Origin of the sequence: Paenibacillus sp. FSL H8-0317 (assembly GCF_045040685.1) — a bacterium.
Classification (GTDB): Bacteria; Bacillota; Bacilli; order Paenibacillales; family Paenibacillaceae; genus Paenibacillus.
In genome coordinates this window covers 6,838,877-6,857,679 of sequence record NZ_CP150294.1, presented here as the reverse complement: position 1 = coordinate 6,857,679, position 18,803 = coordinate 6,838,877, and the positions used below count along the sequence as shown (strand labels likewise).

The window sequence follows — 18,803 nt, the reverse complement described above, 5'->3', positions numbered from 1 at the left end:
ATTTGGACATAAGGAACTGTTGCTATTTTCTTTTAGCTAACGAAAAACGATAGCTCAATAATACGAAGTAAGTAGCTGATCAACGTGATCAGCTTGACTTTGTTCAAGCGTGTACGTTCAAGTCTTTTTTGGCCTGGCATCCATTATGGTGTGGCTTGCTTGAGTTTGAAGACACGCCCTAGTCGCTTAGCAGGGATACAAAAGCTTCTTAAAAACAATTCGCGGCGAATTGTACGAATAACTATGAACGTATCCTGTTAAGATTAATGTTTTGATAATTAGAGGAATATTGTAAAATGTAGTGATAGAAGTAAGACATATTTCTGCTTACTAGTTTGCTATAACGAATGCGAAAGGTAGAGAAGACAAATGTTCTGTTCCAATTGTGGTACAAAGTTAACTGATAATGCTAAATTTTGTTCGTCTTGTGGTACTGCTGTACAAGAGGCTCCGCAGCATTTAGTGCAACAAAAAGAAGAGCCAGTGTCTATCCAAAAGATCCAACAAGATACAGAGGTTTTTAATCTACTGGGTTATGATGTAATAATTCCAAAGGAAACAAAGGACTACGTTACGATTCGGTACGAGTTCCAGCAGTTGGCAAGAGAAGCCAGAGATCGGATGGCTCGGAACTTTGATACTCAGTACCATAGCCTAGATGACTTAATCCGTAATGGAGATAATGATGCAGATGATATTTTCTATTCGGCTCTGGAGTATGCTGTGAACATGCTGAATTCCAAAGGTGTTTACAGCATTGATATGATTCGTTTTGGAGACATAGCATTAAAGTATACCGGCTATTGGGAGGATCATTTTTGTGAGATTCGAGAGAAGTTCAAGGAGTTGGTAGAATACAAGGAATCTCAGAAAGATTATCGTTCAATTCGTAAAGCAGGTAGAGGAAGAATGGTAGGTGGTGGTTTTGGCGTAGGTGGCGCTCTAAAAGGAATGGCAATGGCCGGAACAGCTAATATGGCTACAGGAATGTTGCATTCATTCACAAATGCATTAGGTAATGCATCCACAAACGCAGAAGTAAGCAGTATGAAGAAGAAAATCTTCAAGGATCCAGAAACCAAAAGAACACTGTGCTTATCAGTATATTATGATGTTTTCAACCTTCATATGGCCGTTGTAGAGTGTATTAATGACCGTAAATTGTCATCTGTAGCTGATACATACACAAGTAGTGAACGAGAAGAAGCTATGATTATATATAATAATATTGTGAACGGTAGTGTAAAGAATGAAGATCTTGAATATATGATTGTGGAAATCCTTGAGAATGATCCGTTTGATCTTGCCTATTATGAGCTTGCTTTGAATTACAAGTCAGCTGAAGAGGAAGATGATCTAATCAATTATGCACGCTACTTTAAGATTCCTATAGATGCATTGGTTCAAGATCTCCAAACAGATATCCAAAATAGAGAGCGTCTAACTCAGTTATTCGGCGAATTTGGATTGGAGCTGGAGCAAAAGCTGCGAAATAATAGATTATTTCATTCAATTAAAACGGAGCTCTCAGAGAACCCGATTCGTGCTATTCAGAAAGCTTTCATATCCATTCAAAATGAGGCAATCAAATCTAAGGTATTCTTAGTGTTAGGGGATTCAACTGATAAGCTGACGAAGAAAATGGAAAATGTAAAGTCTTCCTACGCCCCTATTCAAGCGGAAAATCCTCTTCTCTTGTTTGATAGTACTGTTTTTGGAAGTGCAAAAGACGGATTTTTAATAACAGATCATAGGATTTACGTCCACAATATGATGGAAAAAGGATGGAATATCAGCTTTCAAGAGATAGAGCAAATGAGTCTGCTCGACAGCTCAATTCTTATTGATGGAAAACGAGTGGACATCAATCTAATTAGCGGCAAGGATCGAGATCAATTCTATGATTTTGTGGAACTTTTGGTATTCGTTCAGAAGTATGGGAGCACGATTGGTTTAAGTAAGGGAAGCATTGAGATCAACAACGCTTCTTCTGAGTTACATTCAAGTAACGGTGAGGTCTCGGCAACAGTTTCTGTTACCAATAATGAAATGAAGAATACTGATCAAGTTGTTGAGGAAATCAAGAACACAGTACTAAATATCAAGAACGAGGGAATTCGAAGATATTTATTTCTTGAAAATGAAAACGAGAAAGTCAACAAGAAGTTTAAGAATGCCCTTGAAGCATATGCTAAACTAGAATTTGATGAGAAACCAGTTGTACTTTTTGATAATACTGCTTTCGGTAGCGCCAAGGATGGTTTCATTATTACTAATCGTCAAATATACATCCACAATATGTTCCAAAAGCCGTTTAGAATCAATATTAATAGTATAATATCTGTAGAATTAAAAGGCTCCGACTTGTTGCTAAATCAGCATGTAGTTGGCATTAATATGATTTCTTCATCTGACAGATCTGAGTTTAGAACATACATGGAGGATTTTATCAATCGGTTAATGTAGACTGTGCAATATAGGACAATCGATAACTCATGAAATTGAGCCTGGATTTTCCTAAACGCTCCTGCTGTGGTGTAATAAAAGTATAACAGGTGTAAATTAAACAAAAGCCACGATGCTGTAACATCGTGACTTGTCTAACAAAGGCCGGTGGGCGACCACGGCGAATTTCGATCAAACGAATGAAAAACCACCGGATTGCAAGGCTACCTGGTCATACCCCTGTCAAGTAGACAGATGAAAAAAAGCTATGCTGCCAGTGCGCATCGATATTCAATCGGTGCGCGCTGTTTGAGTTTGGCTTGAAAACGTCGGTAGTTGTAATGGTACATATAATCTTCCACGGCTTGTCGAATCTCTGCTTCTGAATTACACTGGTTAAGGTACAGCTTCTCTGTCTTGAGATGCGAAAAGAAGGATTCGATGCATGCGTTATCCAGGCAGGTTGCTTTGCGAGAGTGGCTGCCCTTCACGCCGAATGCTTCTAATCGTGTGTTGTACGCCTGAGACGTGTATTGGAAGCCTTGATCCGAATGGAGCACGGCTTCCGAAACGTCTCTTTTTTGTGTCCATTGTTCCACCGTATCCAATACGAGCTGAACATCGTTCCGTTTAGATAATTGCCAAGCTACAATTTCGTTGTTGAACAAGTCTTGAATGACAGACAGATAAACGAATGTGTTTCCATCCGAAATATAAGTAATATCCGTCACCATTTTTTGCTGGGGTGCTGCGATCACGGTCTTGTCTTGCGTCTCGCTGCGGCTGTGTTGCTCGCCATTTGTAATAACTGGAACGGGGTATTCCTGTAATCGATAATAGGCGTGTAATGCTATGCGAGCAGCGCAATTCGTCTATGATATCGTAGTTCTCCCGTTGGCTCAGCGCTTCTCCTTTACTAGATTTGGATACCGCTTTTTTAAATAATCCACCTGTGCTTGAAGGTAGTCACGTTCTTCTTCTACACTGCTAAAGGCAGTACGGGGACGTCCTTTCATTGGATTCGGAACATTGTTTTTTCGCTCATCGAACGCTTCCCCGTTTTTCCATTTTTCTACCCACACCTTCAGTTGTGAACAGTTTCGAATTCCTTCGCGATCAGCGACCACCTTGTAACTTGAAGAACTTTCGACATAGGATCTAACCGCATTCAATTTAAATTCTTCGGTATACGTGTGAAATGTTTGTCCTTTTTTGGCCATAAAAATATCCCCTCCAAGTGTCTACTTAAAGGGGATAATACAACCAACCTAATCATGGTGGTTTTTCTTGTTCCGCGCTGCTTTCCACGCACTACGAGTATTGGAACATATGCAGATAACTTTGCTGTCTTACGTGATACGACTAAGGCAAACCAAAAAATACTAGTCGAAATTGGAAACATTGACGATGAAAACCTTGATTATGAATCTAGACTGAATACAATTGCTATTGGTATTGTGAACGGCCTACGTAATCATTTGTAAATGAATAAAGAAAGGTGGACTGGTAATCAGTCCACCTTTCTCCTTTTTAGAAGTTTTGTCTAAACCTAGCCAATTCTTGATAGTCAGTAATATTAAGATTAACTCCTCTCCTTCAGGGTGATTTGATTCAGGCGTATTTGTGTTGAGTGGAATGTCATGGATCAGCAATTCAACTACTCGGATTTCTGCTGTTTCAACCAGTCGGATGACCAACTGTAGATCTGATCAATGACAGGTTCAATGGCTCTGCCTTTCGGTGTCAATTCATACTCTACACGGGGAGGTATCTCGGGAAACATGTGTCGGGTTACGATACCTTCCGTCTCCATTTCCTTCAATCGCTCCGATAAAAGTCGTCCACTGATCGCCATCTCTGCTTCAAGCTCCGTAAACCGCTTGGGTCCGGACAACAGTTGGTACATGATTAACAGTACCCACTTCTTGCCTATGATGTCTATGGCTTGAGTGATCATACAGGGACTTGGTGATTTTACTTTTTTCAGCTTCAACGTGTTCACCTCGATTCATAATGATTTTCTTCAAAGTTGTATATGAAAGGACATGATTTCTGCCGCTTTAAGAATATAGGACATCCAAGTAAATGAGGGTTACTACAAAATATACTGTAACATACCTTTTGTATGTATTATACATCATACAGTGAAAAATTACTTGAAGAAATTATATTATTATTATATACTAACTTCACAAAAGTAAGTTGGTGATAAATAATGCGTATAATATGAACGCGTACTATTCTGAAAATTGAACTGGGCTGAACGGTTGAAAACAGAGTGACCTTTGGGAACTTTTACATAGATTCTTTTTTTACAATGTGCAGCAAAAATAATCATTACATAGTAGGAACATATAATTTGTTACAGGAGGATCTACATATGAACAAGATTTTGGGTTACGTTTTTCTGGTTGTGTTAGCAGGTGTCTTCGTCATGACGGGGTTTAACAAGATTAGTGGAGCAGACATGATGATTCAGACATTCGAAAGTTTCTCTTATCCGACATGGACGATGTATCTGCTGGGCGCTGCGGAGTTGCTTAGTGCTGTAGGACTGCTGATTCCACGGACTCGCATCCTGGCTTCTGGCATACTGACCTTCATTCTGATTGGGGCCGTGGGAAGTCATCTGATCTATGCACAATACGCTGCTGTTCCGTTCCCGGCTGTGTTGTTGGTAGCTAACATTATTGTTTTGGTTGTGGGCATGCGCAGATTGGAAGCGGAAGAAGAAGGCCAGATGGACGCGATTCAGGCGTAAGTTAAAGATAAGAGGGAACGTAATTGGGCTGTTCAACGTGGAAAAGGTATTCCTGTCAAAAGGAATGTAAACGCGGATGCCTATGCAGAAGATGACCACTGCCAGTAAGCGGTGGTCATCTTTTTTTATGTCAGACTTCGCGTGGCACGTGTAACGATTCGCCGCGTATGTTTGGTATCCGACTGCTGAGTCCAAGTGGCACAGACCTGCCGCACCCACTCTGGATTGGTTTTGCTGGCGTCGTTCAGCCAGTTACTTACCGAATCCTGTACATACTTATGGGCATCGGATTTTACTGCGTCAAGCAAGGGAAGGGCCATGGCCGGATTTTCTTTTAACTCCTGAATATGCTTGGCCCAGACGCCACGAGGTCTGATTGATTCTATGGCAAATCGACGGATCAGTGGATCAGGGTCAACGCTCCATGGGATTAACTGCTGCAAGGCTAAGGATAATTCGGCAGAGATGGACTCCCGTACAGCCATCCAGGCGATTTCTCTTACACCAAAGTGATGATCTGCTGCAAAGGGCCGAATATGCTCCAACTTTTCAGTCAGGTTCAGACCGGAATCCAGCCCAATGATATAAGCCGCCCAGCAGCGAACACTGTCTGAACGATGCTCTGCAATGGAACAAAAGAGATTCGTTTGTTCATTGACTGATGGACGTTTCAACAGATCAAGCCATTGCATGGCTATGGCCGGGATGATTTTCATGATCCGCTGCTCATCCATCTGTGTTAACTGCTCTGTAATTGCTCTGGTTTCGGCATCCATTCCCCATTCATGGGTAACCTTCTGAAAAAGAGAAACATGATCTACAGCCAGCCATTCGGTCAGATTGACCGATTCGATATGTCCTGCTTGTAGCCAATTGCGGATATGCTCAGGAATTTCCGTTGCTTTACGGGCACCTTTGCGAAGAAAAATGTCTTCAGGGATAAATAGATCTGGCTTAGCATCCAACGGTATACTCCTCCTTGGTTGTATAACATCATGAGTTATACAGTACAACTTGCAGGAGAACAGGGATGTAAGGCATCTTACAAGTGGTCAGTGATTTTCCGGAGGTTAGCGATTTCGTCACGATGAAGGGAGACTGATTTGAATCCGGTACGAATACGGCCAGATTTTACCAAGTCTTGCATGACAATCGTAACCGATTCCCGTGTGGCTCCTGCCATCCAGGCAATCTCCTGATGGGTAAGCCCGAGTTGAATCCGGCAGTACTCATCTTCTTCGATCCATCCCATCTGTTCAGCCAGCCGGAAGAGATTATGTAACACCTTTTCATGCAGGTTTCCGAGTGCGAGCGTCTGTGTCAACTCGCTCATTCGTTTGATCCGCTCGCTTAGTACATTCATCAGTCTCATCATAAATTCTGGATGTTCAATCAGAAACTGTTCAAAACGTTGTTTGTTCATCAGGCAAATATCACATTCCTCCATCGTTTCGATATAAACGGCGCGTGTTCCGAGTGAGATTCCATTCATTTCTCCAAACACGTTACCTTTCGTCAAAATATCGAGAGTGAACTGCTTGCCCTCCGGATTTAATGTATATAAACGAACCTTTCCCCGTTTTACAAAATAGAAACCTTCTGTAAACGTATCGGGTGTCTGGATCTGTCTGTTTTTAGGTATGGTCGTAATAGAAGTCATCCCATCCATTTCAATCAGGTCTGCCTCGGATAAGGAGGACATGAGGTCGAATTGTGATAAATACAGAATTTTATCCATAGAACTCCTTTCCATTACAATATGAATATAAAAAAAAGAAGAACCCACGAAAAAAAACGGGTTCTCTTGCAGCGGGACTTCCTGATGGGAAGGTCTTCTGACTATAAATGATCAAATGCCATTTTAATTATAGTAACTTTTTTAATTGAGAGACGCGTCCTTGGCTAATGCCAAGCTTTTCCGCAATTTGCTGTTGAGCCAAACCGGGATTCTGTTCAACAATTTCTTTCATCTGTTGCAGCATACGTGCCGTCTTTGGCCGCAGGTCCGGGTATTCTTGGTTGTCAGCAGTGGTCCCTTCTTCCCTGGCGGGAGATGAGAATGAGGCGGATTTGGAAGCAGGACGCTCCACGGGTGCAGGAGCCTGTTTGTTCTGAGGTACGAACCAGTTGGGAGAGTCATCCGGGTGTTTTAATTGAATTGCACAAGTCCGGCAGATGAATTGTTCTTTGAAATACATTTGTGTATCCATGTCACCGCAAAAAATACATAATGTTGATTTGTACTTTCTTAAAATCAACTCTTTCCCTTCAATGAAAAACTCAAGCGGATCGCCGATATGGATTTCCATCGTATCCCGCATTTCTTTGGGAAGGACAATTCGTCCAAGACGGTCCAGAGATCTCTTCATTCCGGTTCTTTTCATCGCATCTCCCCCGCAATATTCACAATTAAAAACCTGTCCTTATTGTAAGGAAGAAAGGGCTTTAATACAACAATAATATTTCAAAAAAGTGGATAATTCCATCCATTATGGGAAAATAAGTTTAGAAAGCACGGGTGCAACCGCTAAAGTGAACAATGCAGCGAGCACCATGGAGATGCTGGAGATGGTACCGGTCAGGGAACTCAGTTCAAACGCCTTGGATGTCCCTGTGCCATGGGCACCGGTTCCAAACAGTGTGCCTCGTGCAATCTCCCCATCGATGCGCAGCATTTTGACGATGGAAGGGCCCATAATTACTCCGAGCAGACCAGTCATAATAACAAAAACAGCTGTCACTGCGGGTATGCCACCGATTGTGGCGGATACGTTCATGGCAATGGGTGTTGTAATGGAGCGCGGGATCAAGCTGTGGATTAGACCTGAATCCAGACGTAACCATTTGGCGAGCAGGGCAGAAGAAAGTACGGCAACAACCGAGCCGGTCATGACACTGAAGACAATCTCGGAAATATGTTTTTTGAGTACATGGAAAAAGGTATAGAGCGGTACGGCAAAAGCCACGGTGGCCGGTTGAAGAAGCAGACTCAGCCATTTGCCGCCACTGCTATACGTGGCATAATCCGTTCCGGTTGCAAGCAATATGCCAACAACAAGAAGCGGTGTAATGAGCAACGGAGACAGATATACTTTAGGCAGATTGCGATACATTCGTTTGGTAACCCAATAGATACCGACGGTTAACAACAGGCAGAGGAATCCAATCATCCGGTGTGACGCTCCTTTCGTTTGGCGATTCGTGTAGCAACCAGGCCTGTGCAGGACATGACCAGGAAAGTACTAAGCAGTACGATGAATAAAATCTGCAATCCGTCATGCTCCAACATGGGCATATAGTTCATAATGCCAACGGCTGACGGGATAAAAAATAACAATAGTTCACCGAGCAGCCAGGCAGCTCCAACTTCAATCCAGCGCAACTTCACGACACGAGTCTGAAGCAGAATGAATAACACAACCATACCGAGTATTGAACCGGGTACAGGAAGATGGAGAGTACGGGCCAGCAGGTCCATGAGCAGTGAAAAAACCATTAAGAGCGCAACTTGTGCAATACCAAGGCCCCATTTTTTCACTTCAATCCCTCCTTGTATAATCAACGTAATCGTTTAAGTTATTATGAAAATGAAAATGATTCATTTGATATCACAAATTTTACATGGCATTCTTTCATGAGTAAAATGCATATTAAGAATGTTTACTATTCCATTTATCTATGAGAGGTGGGAATCAACCGATGGATATCCGCCATTTGCAATATTTTCTAGAAGTTGCCCGGCAGCAGAGCTTCACTAAAGCCGCCGAAGTTCTGTATATCACCCAGCCCACGATCAGCAAGACGGTCAAGAGTCTTGAAGAGGAATTGGGTATCACTTTACTGGACCGTTATGGGAAGAAAGTTGAACTAACCGATGCAGGCCATGTGTTTTTTCGTCAGGCACTTGAGATTGAAAAATCATTCCGCAGTCTGTCGTCCGAATTGGACGATCTGATGAACTTGAAGAAAGGCCATCTGCGGATTGGCTTGCCGCCGATGGTAGGATCAAGCTTTTTCCCCATGATCATTGGCGAATTTCACAAAGCCTACCCGCAGGTGACCATTCAGCTGTTTGAGGATGGTGCCAAAAAAGTGGAGGCCGATGTGATCAGTGGTGCACTGGATATTGGCGTTGCCGTACTGCCAACCGTGGATGAGCTGTTGGATCATTTTGTGTTTGTGAAAGAGAAGCTGAACCTGCTCGTACACCCTTCACATCCACTTGCTGGAAAAGAATCGGTCGCGCTGCATGAACTGGAAAACGACGCCTTTGTGCTGTTTAGGGAGGATTTTGCATTGCATGACCGGATTATTGTGGCCTGTCAGCATGCTGGGTTCCAGCCCCGTGTGGTATATGAGAGCTCCCAGTGGGATCTGCTCAGCGCGATGGTTGCTGCCAATTTGGGGGTAGCCTTACTGCCGGAGACGATCTGTCGTGAGGTAGACCATATGCGCGTGCGCATTATACCCGTGGTGGAACCGGTGATTCCATGGCAGCTCGGCATGATCTGGCGGAAGGACCGCTATCTTTCATTTGCCACGAGAGAGTGGATCGGATTCACGCAGTCGATGCTGGGTGAGTAAGGAAGCGATTGGAAGATTGTTCTGACATTGTAGTGCCCAGTGTAAATATTCTTTTGTTGACCCCGGATCGTTGTTACAATGGAAGCATAATCATGATGGAGGTGTACGAACATGAAACTGCGGGTATCCGCTGTACAATACCAATTGCACACAATCAGCTCGTTTGAGCAGTTCGCCGCTCAGGCTGAGCATTACATACGGACAGCGAGCGAATACGGAACCGAATTTGTGCTGTTCCCGGAATTTTTCACAACGCAGTTAATGTCCATTGGGGACAAACAAGGCAATGCACTGACGATTGAGGATCTGCCAAACTTTACAAAACAATATGAACAACTGTTCACGTCACTTGCTGCCAAGTACGGCATGCACGTCATCGGGGGAACCCACGTCATTCGCCGTGAAGGGAAGTTGTATAATACAGCCCACATGTTCTACCCGGATGGTCGTATCGCACGTCAGGACAAGATCCACATTACACCAACCGAAGTTCAGGAATGGAATATGGCTCCCGGAGATGGACTTGAGGTGTTCGACACCGATAAAGGCCGCATTGCCATGCTGACCTGTTACGATATTGAATTCCCGGAAATTGTACGGATGGCCAAAGCCAAAGGCGCTGACGTAATTTTCTGTCCTTCCTGCACGGACGATCATCATGGATTCTACCGTGTGCGTTATACGAGTCATGCCCGCGCGGTAGAGAATCAGGTGTATGTTGTGTTAACTGGAACAGTGGGTAACCTGCCGACCGTTGATTTCATGCGTGCCAACTATGGACAGGCTGCAATTATTACGCCGAATGATATTCCGTTCCCGCCACGTGGCATTCTGGCCGAGGGTGAGATTAACAACGATATGATCGTGACCGCCGATCTGGATCTGGACTTGTTGTATGAGGTACGTGAACGTGGATCGGTAACGACCTGGCGTGACCGCCGTACTGATCTATATACCGATTGGGAGTAGGCAACCTTATAGAGGTTGTTCAAAAAGCCCGCTTTTGATTACGAAGGATGCCTAGTGGCATCATCAGCATCGAATATGGAATTCAGCCGAAATGTCCGTTGCTCACGTAGTCTTCCCTACGCTCCGCTACTCCATTTCTAGCTTCATCCCATCTTCTCGGTACTGCAAACCGACCTCTTTGAACACATAATTAAAACCTAAGCGAAACAGAGTAGGGAATTCATTTTGTCAGTGGAAAGGGGTGAACAGGCAACATGTATACCAAAGAAATGCTGATCACCGATCCGGAGCGAAGTGGTAAAAGGGTAAAAGCAGTCGTTCGCAATTATGTTGCATCCGACTTTGAGGAACTCATTCGCATTCAGGCGGAGAGTTTCCCTCCTCCTTATCCGGAAGAGCTGCTCTGGAGTCAGGAGCAGCTCACCAGTCATGTGCAGCATTACCCGGAGGGTGCCATCTGTATTGAAGTGGATGGAGAGTTGGCTGGATCAATGACCTCGCTACGGATGCAGTGGGACCCTGCATATCCAGCAAGTCATACCTGGGCCCAAGTAACGGATGACGGTTATATTCGTAACCACCAGCCGGATGGCAACACGCTGTATATTGTTGATCTCTGTGTTCGTCCAAAGTACCGCAAATGGGGACTGGCTCAGTTTATGATACAGGCGATGTACCACCTTGTCATCGCTCAGGGGATGGATCGGTTACTGGGTGCTGGTAGAATGCCCGGTTATCATTTGGTTGCAGACCAACTGTCTGCGCAGGAATATCTGGATCAGGTAGCAGCGGGAGAGAGGCGTGACCCGGTGATATCGTTCCTGCTTCGCTGTGGCCGCATGCCTGTTGGTGTGACCGCAGACTATCTGGACGATGAGGAATCCTGCAACTATGCAGCCCTGATGGAGTGGCGGAATCCGTTCAGATAAAGAAATATTAAATGAAATACATCATCAATCGAGGGGGTATTTATTCATGGAATTCACGCGTATTACATCCATTAAAGATCCATTGTTTGCCCAAATGCACAAGTTGATGCAGGAGATTTTCCCGCGGGAAGAAGTGCTGGACTTCCCCCTGTGGGAAGAACCGCTGGAAGATCCGGGTATTCGGGTGTTCGTGGCTGTACATGAGGGACAGGTTGTTGGAGCGACGGAGTACCGTTATTACGAGGACTGGAACGTAGCCATGACGGACTTCACGATTATTGGGCGCGAAGGTCTGGGAATTGGCAGTTTCCTGGCGAATCACCGCAAGCGTGATCTGCAAAAGCTGGCTGCAGCAAACGGGAAAGAATTGTTCGGCATGTTTGCCGAAATCTATAATCCTTATCTGAGTCAGGATCACGAGTTTGGCGGTATCAAGCCAATGGACCCGTATGTGCGTCGCGAAGTGCTGTCCCATCTGGGATATCAGCGTCTGGACTTCCCGTATGTTCATCCATCTTGGCAAGGTGACGGTGAAGCAGTTGGCGGACTGGATCTGTGCTTTATGCCAGGTGATGAGTCGCTTGGTGAACTGCCAGCCAGTCTGGTGGCTGATTTCCTGAATCGATATTATGCGGTGCTTCCTAACAAACCACAAGAATGGCTTGCCATGGTAGAGCAATTGACTGCTCGCAAGTCGGTTGCGCTACTGCCGTTGTAAACGGAAGCAGGGCTGTCACAGAGAATGGCGTTGTAATGTCCTAAGCCACAATAAAACCAAGAAAAGACCCGTTAATCAGACCGTGATCGGTTCTGTTTAACGGGCTTTTTCGGTTTTATTAAGGATATTGGAAGTAGATATAAAATGATCGCTAAGCTGTGGTTGGAGCAAGGCACGAAGCGAGTCCTAACGAATCTGAGGCGCCTTATTCAGGGATTTGAAGCATCCGCAGAAATCTAAGGAACCTGAGACACGCTATATCCGAATAAACAGCCGTTTGCAGCGTTTTTTCGGAGAATTTTGGGAAATAACATGTCTGATGTTCTTCACAATGTATAAAGAGGATCTAAAGGTCAAATAAGACGTCCTGATTTCCTTAGAAATCGTCTATCCATTCGCCAGGATCCGGCCGGCAAGCTGGGACCTCAAGATGGGACTTCGAAACTTTACTTTCTGTATGCTGATATCTATCATCATATAGCTTGCCTAATTTTGAAGACATACTTTAGATTATTATCTATTGTTAATGAAGCCTATTTAACAGTACATTTAACGATTAGTTTTTATTTCGCTTCCTTTCGGTCCGGTAACTGGCTTAAATAACTGTTGGACAAGTGTGCAAGATCCAATGCCCGATCATATTGTTCCTTCGTTATAAACCGTGAAGAAGACTGCCCACTGTTATTGGGTGTGGTGATAGTTGGAGATTCCTCTTCTCCTGAATTCTTCGGCATCTCTTCTGAAGGAACATTCATCTGCTGTTGCTGGGCATCTTGTCTGCCCGCATCAGCTAGGGAATAATGCGTCCCATCCCCGTATCCTTTCGCCGGAATGAAGAGAGAAGCGTCGTTTAGCACCGACCCGGAGGGAAGGTAATAGCGTTCGGGTAAGAGATTTCCACCTTCGTGTAACAAATCCTGTCCGAAGTGTAATTGGTCCATCAGCGATACTCCGGTGAGTCCCGCAATCGTTGGCAGAATGTCCACCTGGCCTCCGATCTGCTCCAGCTGTACACCGGGAGTAGCACCCGGGGCCGAGATAATGAGTGGAATATTAATCATATCTGCTGATGTGTATTCCCGACCATACAACTCTTTCATAAGGACTTTGTCATCCCGATCCAGTGAGTAGATGGGAAGCCCCAGGTGATCCCCGTACAAGACGAACAAGCTATTTTCCCATAATCCCCGTTCTTTCAATCCAGCAATCAACTGTCCAACTGCCTCATCCGCATAATGCTGTGATATCAGATAATCACCGGGCAACGTATCCTTGTAACGCTCTGGCAGCGTCAGCTTCACCTTGTTTTTAGGCAAAGTGTACGGGTGGTGGGCTGACATGGAGATGATATGGGCATAGAAGGGATCACCCGAAGACTGCATGGATTCCAGCTTATCCAGTGTTTTGGAATATAAGACTTCATCCGAGGCCGAAAACGCGATAGAGTCCTGCATGCCGAAATAATTAATATCATAATACTGGTCGAATCCAAGTGCCTTGTATAACTGATCCCGATTCCAGAAACGAACATCATTTGTATGGAATGTAGCTGTCTGATATCCGTTTGCTGACATTAGCTTGGGTAGACTCGGCAGAGCTTTATCCGCATATACAGTTGTTGCTGCCCCGTTTGGCGGGGTGTAGAACGATGTGTTCACAACAAATTCTGCATCTGATGTATTTCCCTGTCCCACTTGCTGATAGAAGTTCGGAAAATACAGGCTCTGTCTAGCCAATTGATTCAGATTAGGCGTGATCTCCTGTCCATCTACCTCTAATCCAATCAGAAAGTTCTGGAACGATTCCAACTGGAGCATAATCACATTGCGTCCGCTCGCGGCACCCTGCTCCACAATCGAAGGAAGTTCGGTCGTTTGTTTCAGTTGGTCAATGTCAGTCTGATCGATGTGAGCAATGGGTACAGGTTTATCAGGTCGATCCAGGATGGTATATGCCTCGTAACCGAGGATACCCATCTGTTCTGCTTGTGTAAGCTCACTCATGCTGGCCCGATTGGGATAGATGTTGAGCATGCACAGGATCATGGACAAGGTCAGAATGACCGAGGCAACCCGTCTTCTGGCACGTCGTTCAAGCGGAATGCGGTTCGGGCGTTCTGTACTCCCGAGCTTGATCCGGCGACGAATGAGTATCCCCCCAATGATCAGAACGTCTGCAAAAATAAACAAATAATAGGGATCAAGCAAAGAGAACATGCTGCTCTTGACCGAGGTCACCTGATTCACCTGTGCCAACGCGTGATAGTTAACGATTACGCCATAGTATTTGTAGTACATGATGGCTGCAAAGAAAATCCCTGAGAGCAGCAAATTCATGGCAAGGTATATCCACATCCGCCGCTTGGCAGCAAACCACTCAATTAGACAGAAGCCGATCCAGATGAGCGGCAATTCGGTCAGCAGTGGTTTCCAGACAGGGATGTCATCGAAGATAACGATCCAGGCCAGTGAACTTTTGATCATCATGATAATGGTAAAGAATATAAACGGTCCGCTTAGAAATCGGGTGAGTGAACTGCGTGACAAGGTACCGCCTTCCCTTCCGAAGTTTCATTTAACAAGTATTATCCTATCTCAGCATGGCTGTGTCAAAAATGAGAGCCTTCAACAATTGACGGCAAAAAACCTCTTCCATGCAGGAAGAGGTTTGAAAAAACATGGGCTACTGCGATAAAAGACAGATGCGACCCAATTTCGTTATTCTATAGTGTACGTTGTAACGTAAGAAGGTCTGGGGAACATGGTGGGCTTCTGTGCGGTCAGCCCTTCGCTTGTACTGCGGTTACGGTGAGCGTGACTATAAGCTTGGGATTCCTGCCAGCCTTTGAAATGTTCTTCCGACTGCCAGAGTGTAAGTACAACATATGTGTCATCCTTCAGAGGACGAAGCACACGAATACCGACAAAGCCAGGCTCGTCTTCTACCTTGCGGGCACGGTTCTTAAACCGTTCTTCGAAATCGTTACGACCATCCTCTGTGACAGGGATATTGTTAAGAACAGCATAACCACCGCCAGTCCAGGAGCCTGCGGCATCAAAAGCTTCATATGCGGCTACTTTATCATCAGACTCGATATTCATCAGGCGTTCTGCGGATTCAATCGCCAGACGCACGTGCTCTTCGCTTCGCAGAGTCAGATGCGGGTATGCAGCAAGTGCATCCGGAATCGGTGAAGGAACCAAATAGATATACATAGAAGCTGCCTCCTCATTAAGTACATTCTATCTCAAGATAGCATATGGGTTTGTGCGAGTCCAATCGGTTCACATGTATCGGACAGGTGGGCTAATTCCGAGCTGAGTAGTATAGGTTTGCCGCAATAGAAGATAAACAATGAATGACAAACACTGCAGTAATAATGAAAAAGGAAAGCGATATCCCGTCTAGCATAACTACGAGGATCCAAGCCAGAGCAAGGCTGATAGTGGTTGCATTCCAGGAGAAGGCTTTTGCTCTCGTGATACAATAGAGGTACCGCTCATCCAGTCCGTTGTGCTTTCTTGCAATCAACCTTGTGAAAAAAATAATGAGTATTGCAAATAACAAACCAGCTACAATTCCACCGATCCCGATCATCCGATTCAGTAATTCAGAACTCAATATTCTCATCTCCTTCAAAAATAAATAATTCCTCGATCTGACAGCCAAATAATTGGGCAAGCTTGTGAGCAAGCACAAGAGAAGGTTTGTACTTCCCGGATTCCAACGATATGATGGTCTGCCTGGAGACCTTTAGGCGTTGAGACAGTTCTTCCTGTGTGATGTGCATATGTATTCGTTTGTCTCTGATTAGATTTTGCAAGTATATCCTCCCATAAGTAAAGTTTACTTTACGTAAAGTTAACTTTACTTATGCGACGATGGAATGTCAATCTCTCTTTATAATATTTTCCACTTCTTCGAGGTGGTGCTGTGTCCAAAAGCATATTTCATGATAAAGTATAATCACTACAAACAGAACGGGTGATCGTATGACAACAACAATTCGGATATCGGTTAGACCTTTGGTGGAGTATGTGTACCGCAGTGGCAGCATACGTCCAGGGTTCCGGACCAATGCCTCGATGCAGGAGGGAACTCGAATTCATCAGCGGGTACAGAAGGAGTACACGGAAGAGGATCTGAAAGAGATTGTGCTCGAAGCTGAGATTCAACATGGGGATCTGACCTATGTGGTGGAGGGACGATGTGATGGCCTGATCCGGTTGGAGGGTCAGTTGACGGTGGATGAGATCAAATCGACTGCGGGCAATCTGGATGATCTGGGAGAAGGTCTTCCCGTGCACTGGGCGCAGGCCATGATGTATGCCTACATGTACGCCGTTCAACAAGATGAACCACGCATGCAAGTGCAGTTGACGTATGTGCATTCGGTAGCCCATGAAGAAAGACGGTTTCGCCGAATGGCAGAGCGACAGGAACTGGAGCAGTTTGCGGCAGAAGTGATTGCCGGTTATGCGCCATATGCAGAGATGATCGCTGCATATGAAGAAAAGCGTGATATCAGTGTGCGAGAGCTGCCGTTTCCTTTTCGCAAATACAGGGAGGGGCAGCGAAAGCTGGCAGGAGCCGTATACAAGACGATCCGTGAGGGGCAGGGATTAATGGCCAAAGCACCAACAGGCATTGGTAAAACAATGTCCGTGCTGTTCCCCACGGTCAAAGCAATTGGGGAGGGCGAAGCAAGCCGATTGTTCTATCTGACCGCGAGGACGACGACACGGGTGGCGGCTGAAGAAGCTTTTGCCCGGATGCAATCGGAAGGATTGGAGATGCATGTGATCAGTCTGACCGCGAAGGACAAGATTTGTTTTAAGGAAGAGGAAGCTTGTGATACGGGGCAATGCGGCATGTGTGAAGGATATTATGACCGTATTAACGGGGCCGTGCTGGACATGCTGGAACATGAGACGTTGATGACACGTCCGGTCATCGAGCAGTATGCGCGCAAACATCGGGTGTGTCCGTTTGAGTTTTCACTGGATGCTGCGTATGCAGCCGATGCGGTGATCTGCGATTATAACTATATTTTCGATCCGAGGATCTCTCTGAAAAGAATGTTGGAGGAGCAGAAACGCAAGACGGTATTACTGGTGGACGAGGCTCATAATCTGGTCGATCGTGGCCGAATGATGTTTTCCGCGGAGCTGGAGAAGGCAGTATTTCTGGATGTGAAAAGAGAGTTCCAGTCGCTGGACAGCAGTGTGCCTGCTGCCAAAGCCATTGTTGATTACACCGGGGCCATTGATAAGTATCTGATTACCCTTCGGAAAAACGGTGGAGAAGAAGGGAAGATCATCCAGCAGGAAGCACCGGAGGAACTGATTGAACGGCTGGAGCCTTTTGTCATGGTCGCGGAGCAATGTCTTGTTGAAGGTGGCTCGGGGAATGCCGAGACGGATCAACTGCTGTTGGATGCCTACTTCACGGCACAGAATTTCCTGCGTATTGCCAAGCTGTATGATGAACGTTTTATTACGTATGCAGAGTGTGTTCGAAGTGAAGTGAGAGTGAAGTTATTCTGTCTTGATCCTTCGGTACTGCTTCGTCAGACGGCCAAAGGATTCCGCTCCCTCATTCATTTCTCGGCCACATTGTCACCCCTTCGCTATTATCGGGATATGCTGGGTGCAGAGGAAGAGGATTATACATTGCAGATTCCATCTCCATTTCAGCGGGAACAATTGGATGTGAGGCTCCTGCCCTTATCCGTGCGTTATAAGGATCGGGAGCAATCCCGGCGACCCATTGCGGAGATGCTGCAACAGCTGGTGACCGAATGGCCGCGCAGCAATCTGATGGTGTTCTTCCCTTCTTACCCTTATATGCGCGAGATATACGAAACTTATGCACAGCTTCCAAGTGAAGCGGATACGGTCATACAAAAACAAGGCATGAACGAACTGGAACGGGAGCAGTTTTTGGATGGATTCCAGCCAAACCCTGAACGGACACGATTGGTATTTGCCGTCATGGGTGGTGTATTCTCGGAAGGTGTCGATCTGCCGGGAGACCGCTTGAATGGCGTCGTTGTGGTAGGTGCGGGGCTGCCGCAGATTGGTCTGGAGAACAATGTGCTTCGTGATTATTATGACCGTACAGGCCGCAACGGGTTCAATTATGCTTATATTTTCCCCGGTATGAACAAGGTGCTGCAGGCAGGAGGAAGGCTGATTCGAACGGAAGAAGACAGGGGCGTGCTGGTGCTGGTCGACGATCGTTTTATCCAGGAACCGTATCGTTCCCTGCTGCCCGAGGAGTGGCGGGACTATAAACGAATTTGATGAACGAACTACGAATGAAATGATGCATGTATATAAGTTGAACTAATCTTTTACACGATAACGGAGAGGACAGAAAAAACCTGAAAAAGCGA

Annotated in this window: 19 protein-coding genes; 7 read left to right on the top strand and 12 right to left on the bottom strand. The window is 45.4% G+C overall.

All coding sequences use genetic code 11. The features are described from left to right. Positions 1 to 369: 369 nt before the first annotated feature. Complete coding sequence (locus MHB43_RS30525; RefSeq protein WP_339180290.1) at positions 370 to 2,466, top strand: zinc ribbon domain-containing protein; 2,097 nt, start codon at positions 370 to 372, stop codon at positions 2,464 to 2,466. Between the two features lie 245 nt (positions 2,467 to 2,711). Here the strand turns inward: MHB43_RS30525 and MHB43_RS30520 are convergent, their stop codons facing one another. The 3 genes from MHB43_RS30520 to MHB43_RS30510 all read right to left on the bottom strand — a co-directional run bounded on the left by MHB43_RS30520 (position 2,712) and on the right by MHB43_RS30510 (position 4,402). Further along, a complete protein-coding gene (locus MHB43_RS30520) occupies positions 2,712 to 3,251 on the bottom strand; it encodes an IS3 family transposase (RefSeq protein WP_339185468.1) in 540 nt (179 codons plus the stop codon). Between the two features lie 93 nt (positions 3,252 to 3,344). Next, a complete protein-coding gene (locus tag MHB43_RS30515) occupies positions 3,345 to 3,665 on the bottom strand; it encodes a transposase (RefSeq protein WP_339180287.1) in 321 nt (106 codons plus the stop codon). A gap of 437 nt (positions 3,666 to 4,102) precedes the next feature. Then, positions 4,103 to 4,402 (bottom strand): helix-turn-helix domain-containing protein, encoded by a 300-nt coding sequence (locus MHB43_RS30510; RefSeq protein WP_026081419.1) that lies wholly within the window; start codon positions 4,400 to 4,402, stop codon positions 4,103 to 4,105. A gap of 423 nt (positions 4,403 to 4,825) precedes the next feature. Between MHB43_RS30510 and MHB43_RS30505 the strand changes: the two genes are divergently transcribed. Further along, positions 4,826 to 5,206, top strand: a complete 381-nt coding sequence (locus MHB43_RS30505) for a DoxX family protein (protein WP_051447288.1) — start codon at positions 4,826 to 4,828, stop codon at positions 5,204 to 5,206. A gap of 125 nt (positions 5,207 to 5,331) precedes the next feature. Here MHB43_RS30505 and MHB43_RS30500 read toward each other — a convergent pair whose 3' ends face one another. The 5 genes from MHB43_RS30500 to MHB43_RS30480 all read right to left on the bottom strand — a co-directional run bounded on the left by MHB43_RS30500 (position 5,332) and on the right by MHB43_RS30480 (position 8,744). Continuing rightward, positions 5,332 to 6,171: a DNA alkylation repair protein gene (locus tag MHB43_RS30500; RefSeq protein WP_339180285.1), complete on the bottom strand. Its 840-nt coding sequence runs from the start codon at positions 6,169 to 6,171 to the stop codon at positions 5,332 to 5,334. Positions 6,172 to 6,248: 77 nt separating this feature from the next. Next, entirely contained in the window at positions 6,249 to 6,944 is a 696-nt protein-coding gene (locus MHB43_RS30495; protein WP_405130986.1) for a Crp/Fnr family transcriptional regulator, read from the bottom strand. 127 nt (positions 6,945 to 7,071) lie between these two features. Continuing rightward, complete coding sequence (locus MHB43_RS30490; RefSeq protein WP_017691756.1) at positions 7,072 to 7,590, bottom strand: AbrB/MazE/SpoVT family DNA-binding domain-containing protein; 519 nt, start codon at positions 7,588 to 7,590, stop codon at positions 7,072 to 7,074. Positions 7,591 to 7,695: 105 nt separating this feature from the next. Beyond that, positions 7,696 to 8,376 (bottom strand): CidB/LrgB family autolysis modulator, encoded by a 681-nt coding sequence (locus MHB43_RS30485; RefSeq protein ID WP_076251772.1) that lies wholly within the window; start codon positions 8,374 to 8,376, stop codon positions 7,696 to 7,698. Continuing rightward, on the bottom strand, positions 8,373 to 8,744 hold the full coding sequence (locus MHB43_RS30480) for a CidA/LrgA family protein (protein ID WP_017691758.1): 372 nt from the start codon (positions 8,742 to 8,744) through the stop codon (positions 8,373 to 8,375). The genes MHB43_RS30485 and MHB43_RS30480 overlap by 4 nt, the downstream gene beginning before the upstream one ends. A gap of 161 nt (positions 8,745 to 8,905) precedes the next feature. Between MHB43_RS30480 and cidR the strand changes: the two genes are divergently transcribed. The 4 genes from cidR (at position 8,906) to MHB43_RS30460 (ending at position 12,406) form a co-directional block, all read left to right on the top strand. Next, the gene (gene cidR / locus MHB43_RS30475; RefSeq protein ID WP_047840818.1) at positions 8,906 to 9,790 is read left to right on the top strand and encodes a cidABC operon transcriptional activator CidR; all 885 of its coding nucleotides are present in this window, start codon (positions 8,906 to 8,908) and stop codon (positions 9,788 to 9,790) included. A 111-nt stretch (positions 9,791 to 9,901) separates the two neighbouring features. Beyond that, the gene (locus MHB43_RS30470; RefSeq protein WP_339180278.1) at positions 9,902 to 10,759 is read left to right on the top strand and encodes a carbon-nitrogen hydrolase family protein; all 858 of its coding nucleotides are present in this window, start codon (positions 9,902 to 9,904) and stop codon (positions 10,757 to 10,759) included. A 254-nt stretch (positions 10,760 to 11,013) separates the two neighbouring features. Beyond that, positions 11,014 to 11,688: a GNAT family N-acetyltransferase gene (locus MHB43_RS30465; RefSeq protein WP_221819708.1), complete on the top strand. Its 675-nt coding sequence runs from the start codon at positions 11,014 to 11,016 to the stop codon at positions 11,686 to 11,688. Positions 11,689 to 11,734: 46 nt separating this feature from the next. Continuing rightward, a complete protein-coding gene (locus tag MHB43_RS30460) occupies positions 11,735 to 12,406 on the top strand; it encodes a hypothetical protein (protein WP_047840815.1) in 672 nt (223 codons plus the stop codon). Between the two features lie 563 nt (positions 12,407 to 12,969). Here the strand turns inward: MHB43_RS30460 and MHB43_RS30455 are convergent. From MHB43_RS30455 to MHB43_RS30440, 4 genes are all read right to left on the bottom strand, one after another. Beyond that, a complete protein-coding gene (locus MHB43_RS30455; RefSeq protein WP_339180271.1) occupies positions 12,970 to 14,952 on the bottom strand; it encodes an LTA synthase family protein in 1,983 nt (660 codons plus the stop codon). A 171-nt stretch (positions 14,953 to 15,123) separates the two neighbouring features. Next, the gene (locus tag MHB43_RS30450; protein WP_036612926.1) at positions 15,124 to 15,621 is read right to left on the bottom strand and encodes an antibiotic biosynthesis monooxygenase; all 498 of its coding nucleotides are present in this window, start codon (positions 15,619 to 15,621) and stop codon (positions 15,124 to 15,126) included. A 91-nt stretch (positions 15,622 to 15,712) separates the two neighbouring features. Beyond that, on the bottom strand, positions 15,713 to 16,027 hold the full coding sequence (locus MHB43_RS30445; RefSeq protein ID WP_339180267.1) for a hypothetical protein: 315 nt from the start codon (positions 16,025 to 16,027) through the stop codon (positions 15,713 to 15,715). Next, complete coding sequence (locus MHB43_RS30440; RefSeq protein ID WP_036612923.1) at positions 16,017 to 16,229, bottom strand: helix-turn-helix transcriptional regulator; 213 nt, start codon at positions 16,227 to 16,229, stop codon at positions 16,017 to 16,019. The genes MHB43_RS30445 and MHB43_RS30440 overlap by 11 nt, the downstream gene beginning before the upstream one ends. Before the next feature lie 169 nt (positions 16,230 to 16,398). Between MHB43_RS30440 and MHB43_RS30435 the strand changes: the two genes are divergently transcribed. After that, complete coding sequence (locus tag MHB43_RS30435) at positions 16,399 to 18,711, top strand: ATP-dependent DNA helicase (protein WP_339180264.1); 2,313 nt, start codon at positions 16,399 to 16,401, stop codon at positions 18,709 to 18,711. Positions 18,712 to 18,803 lie beyond the last annotated feature (92 nt).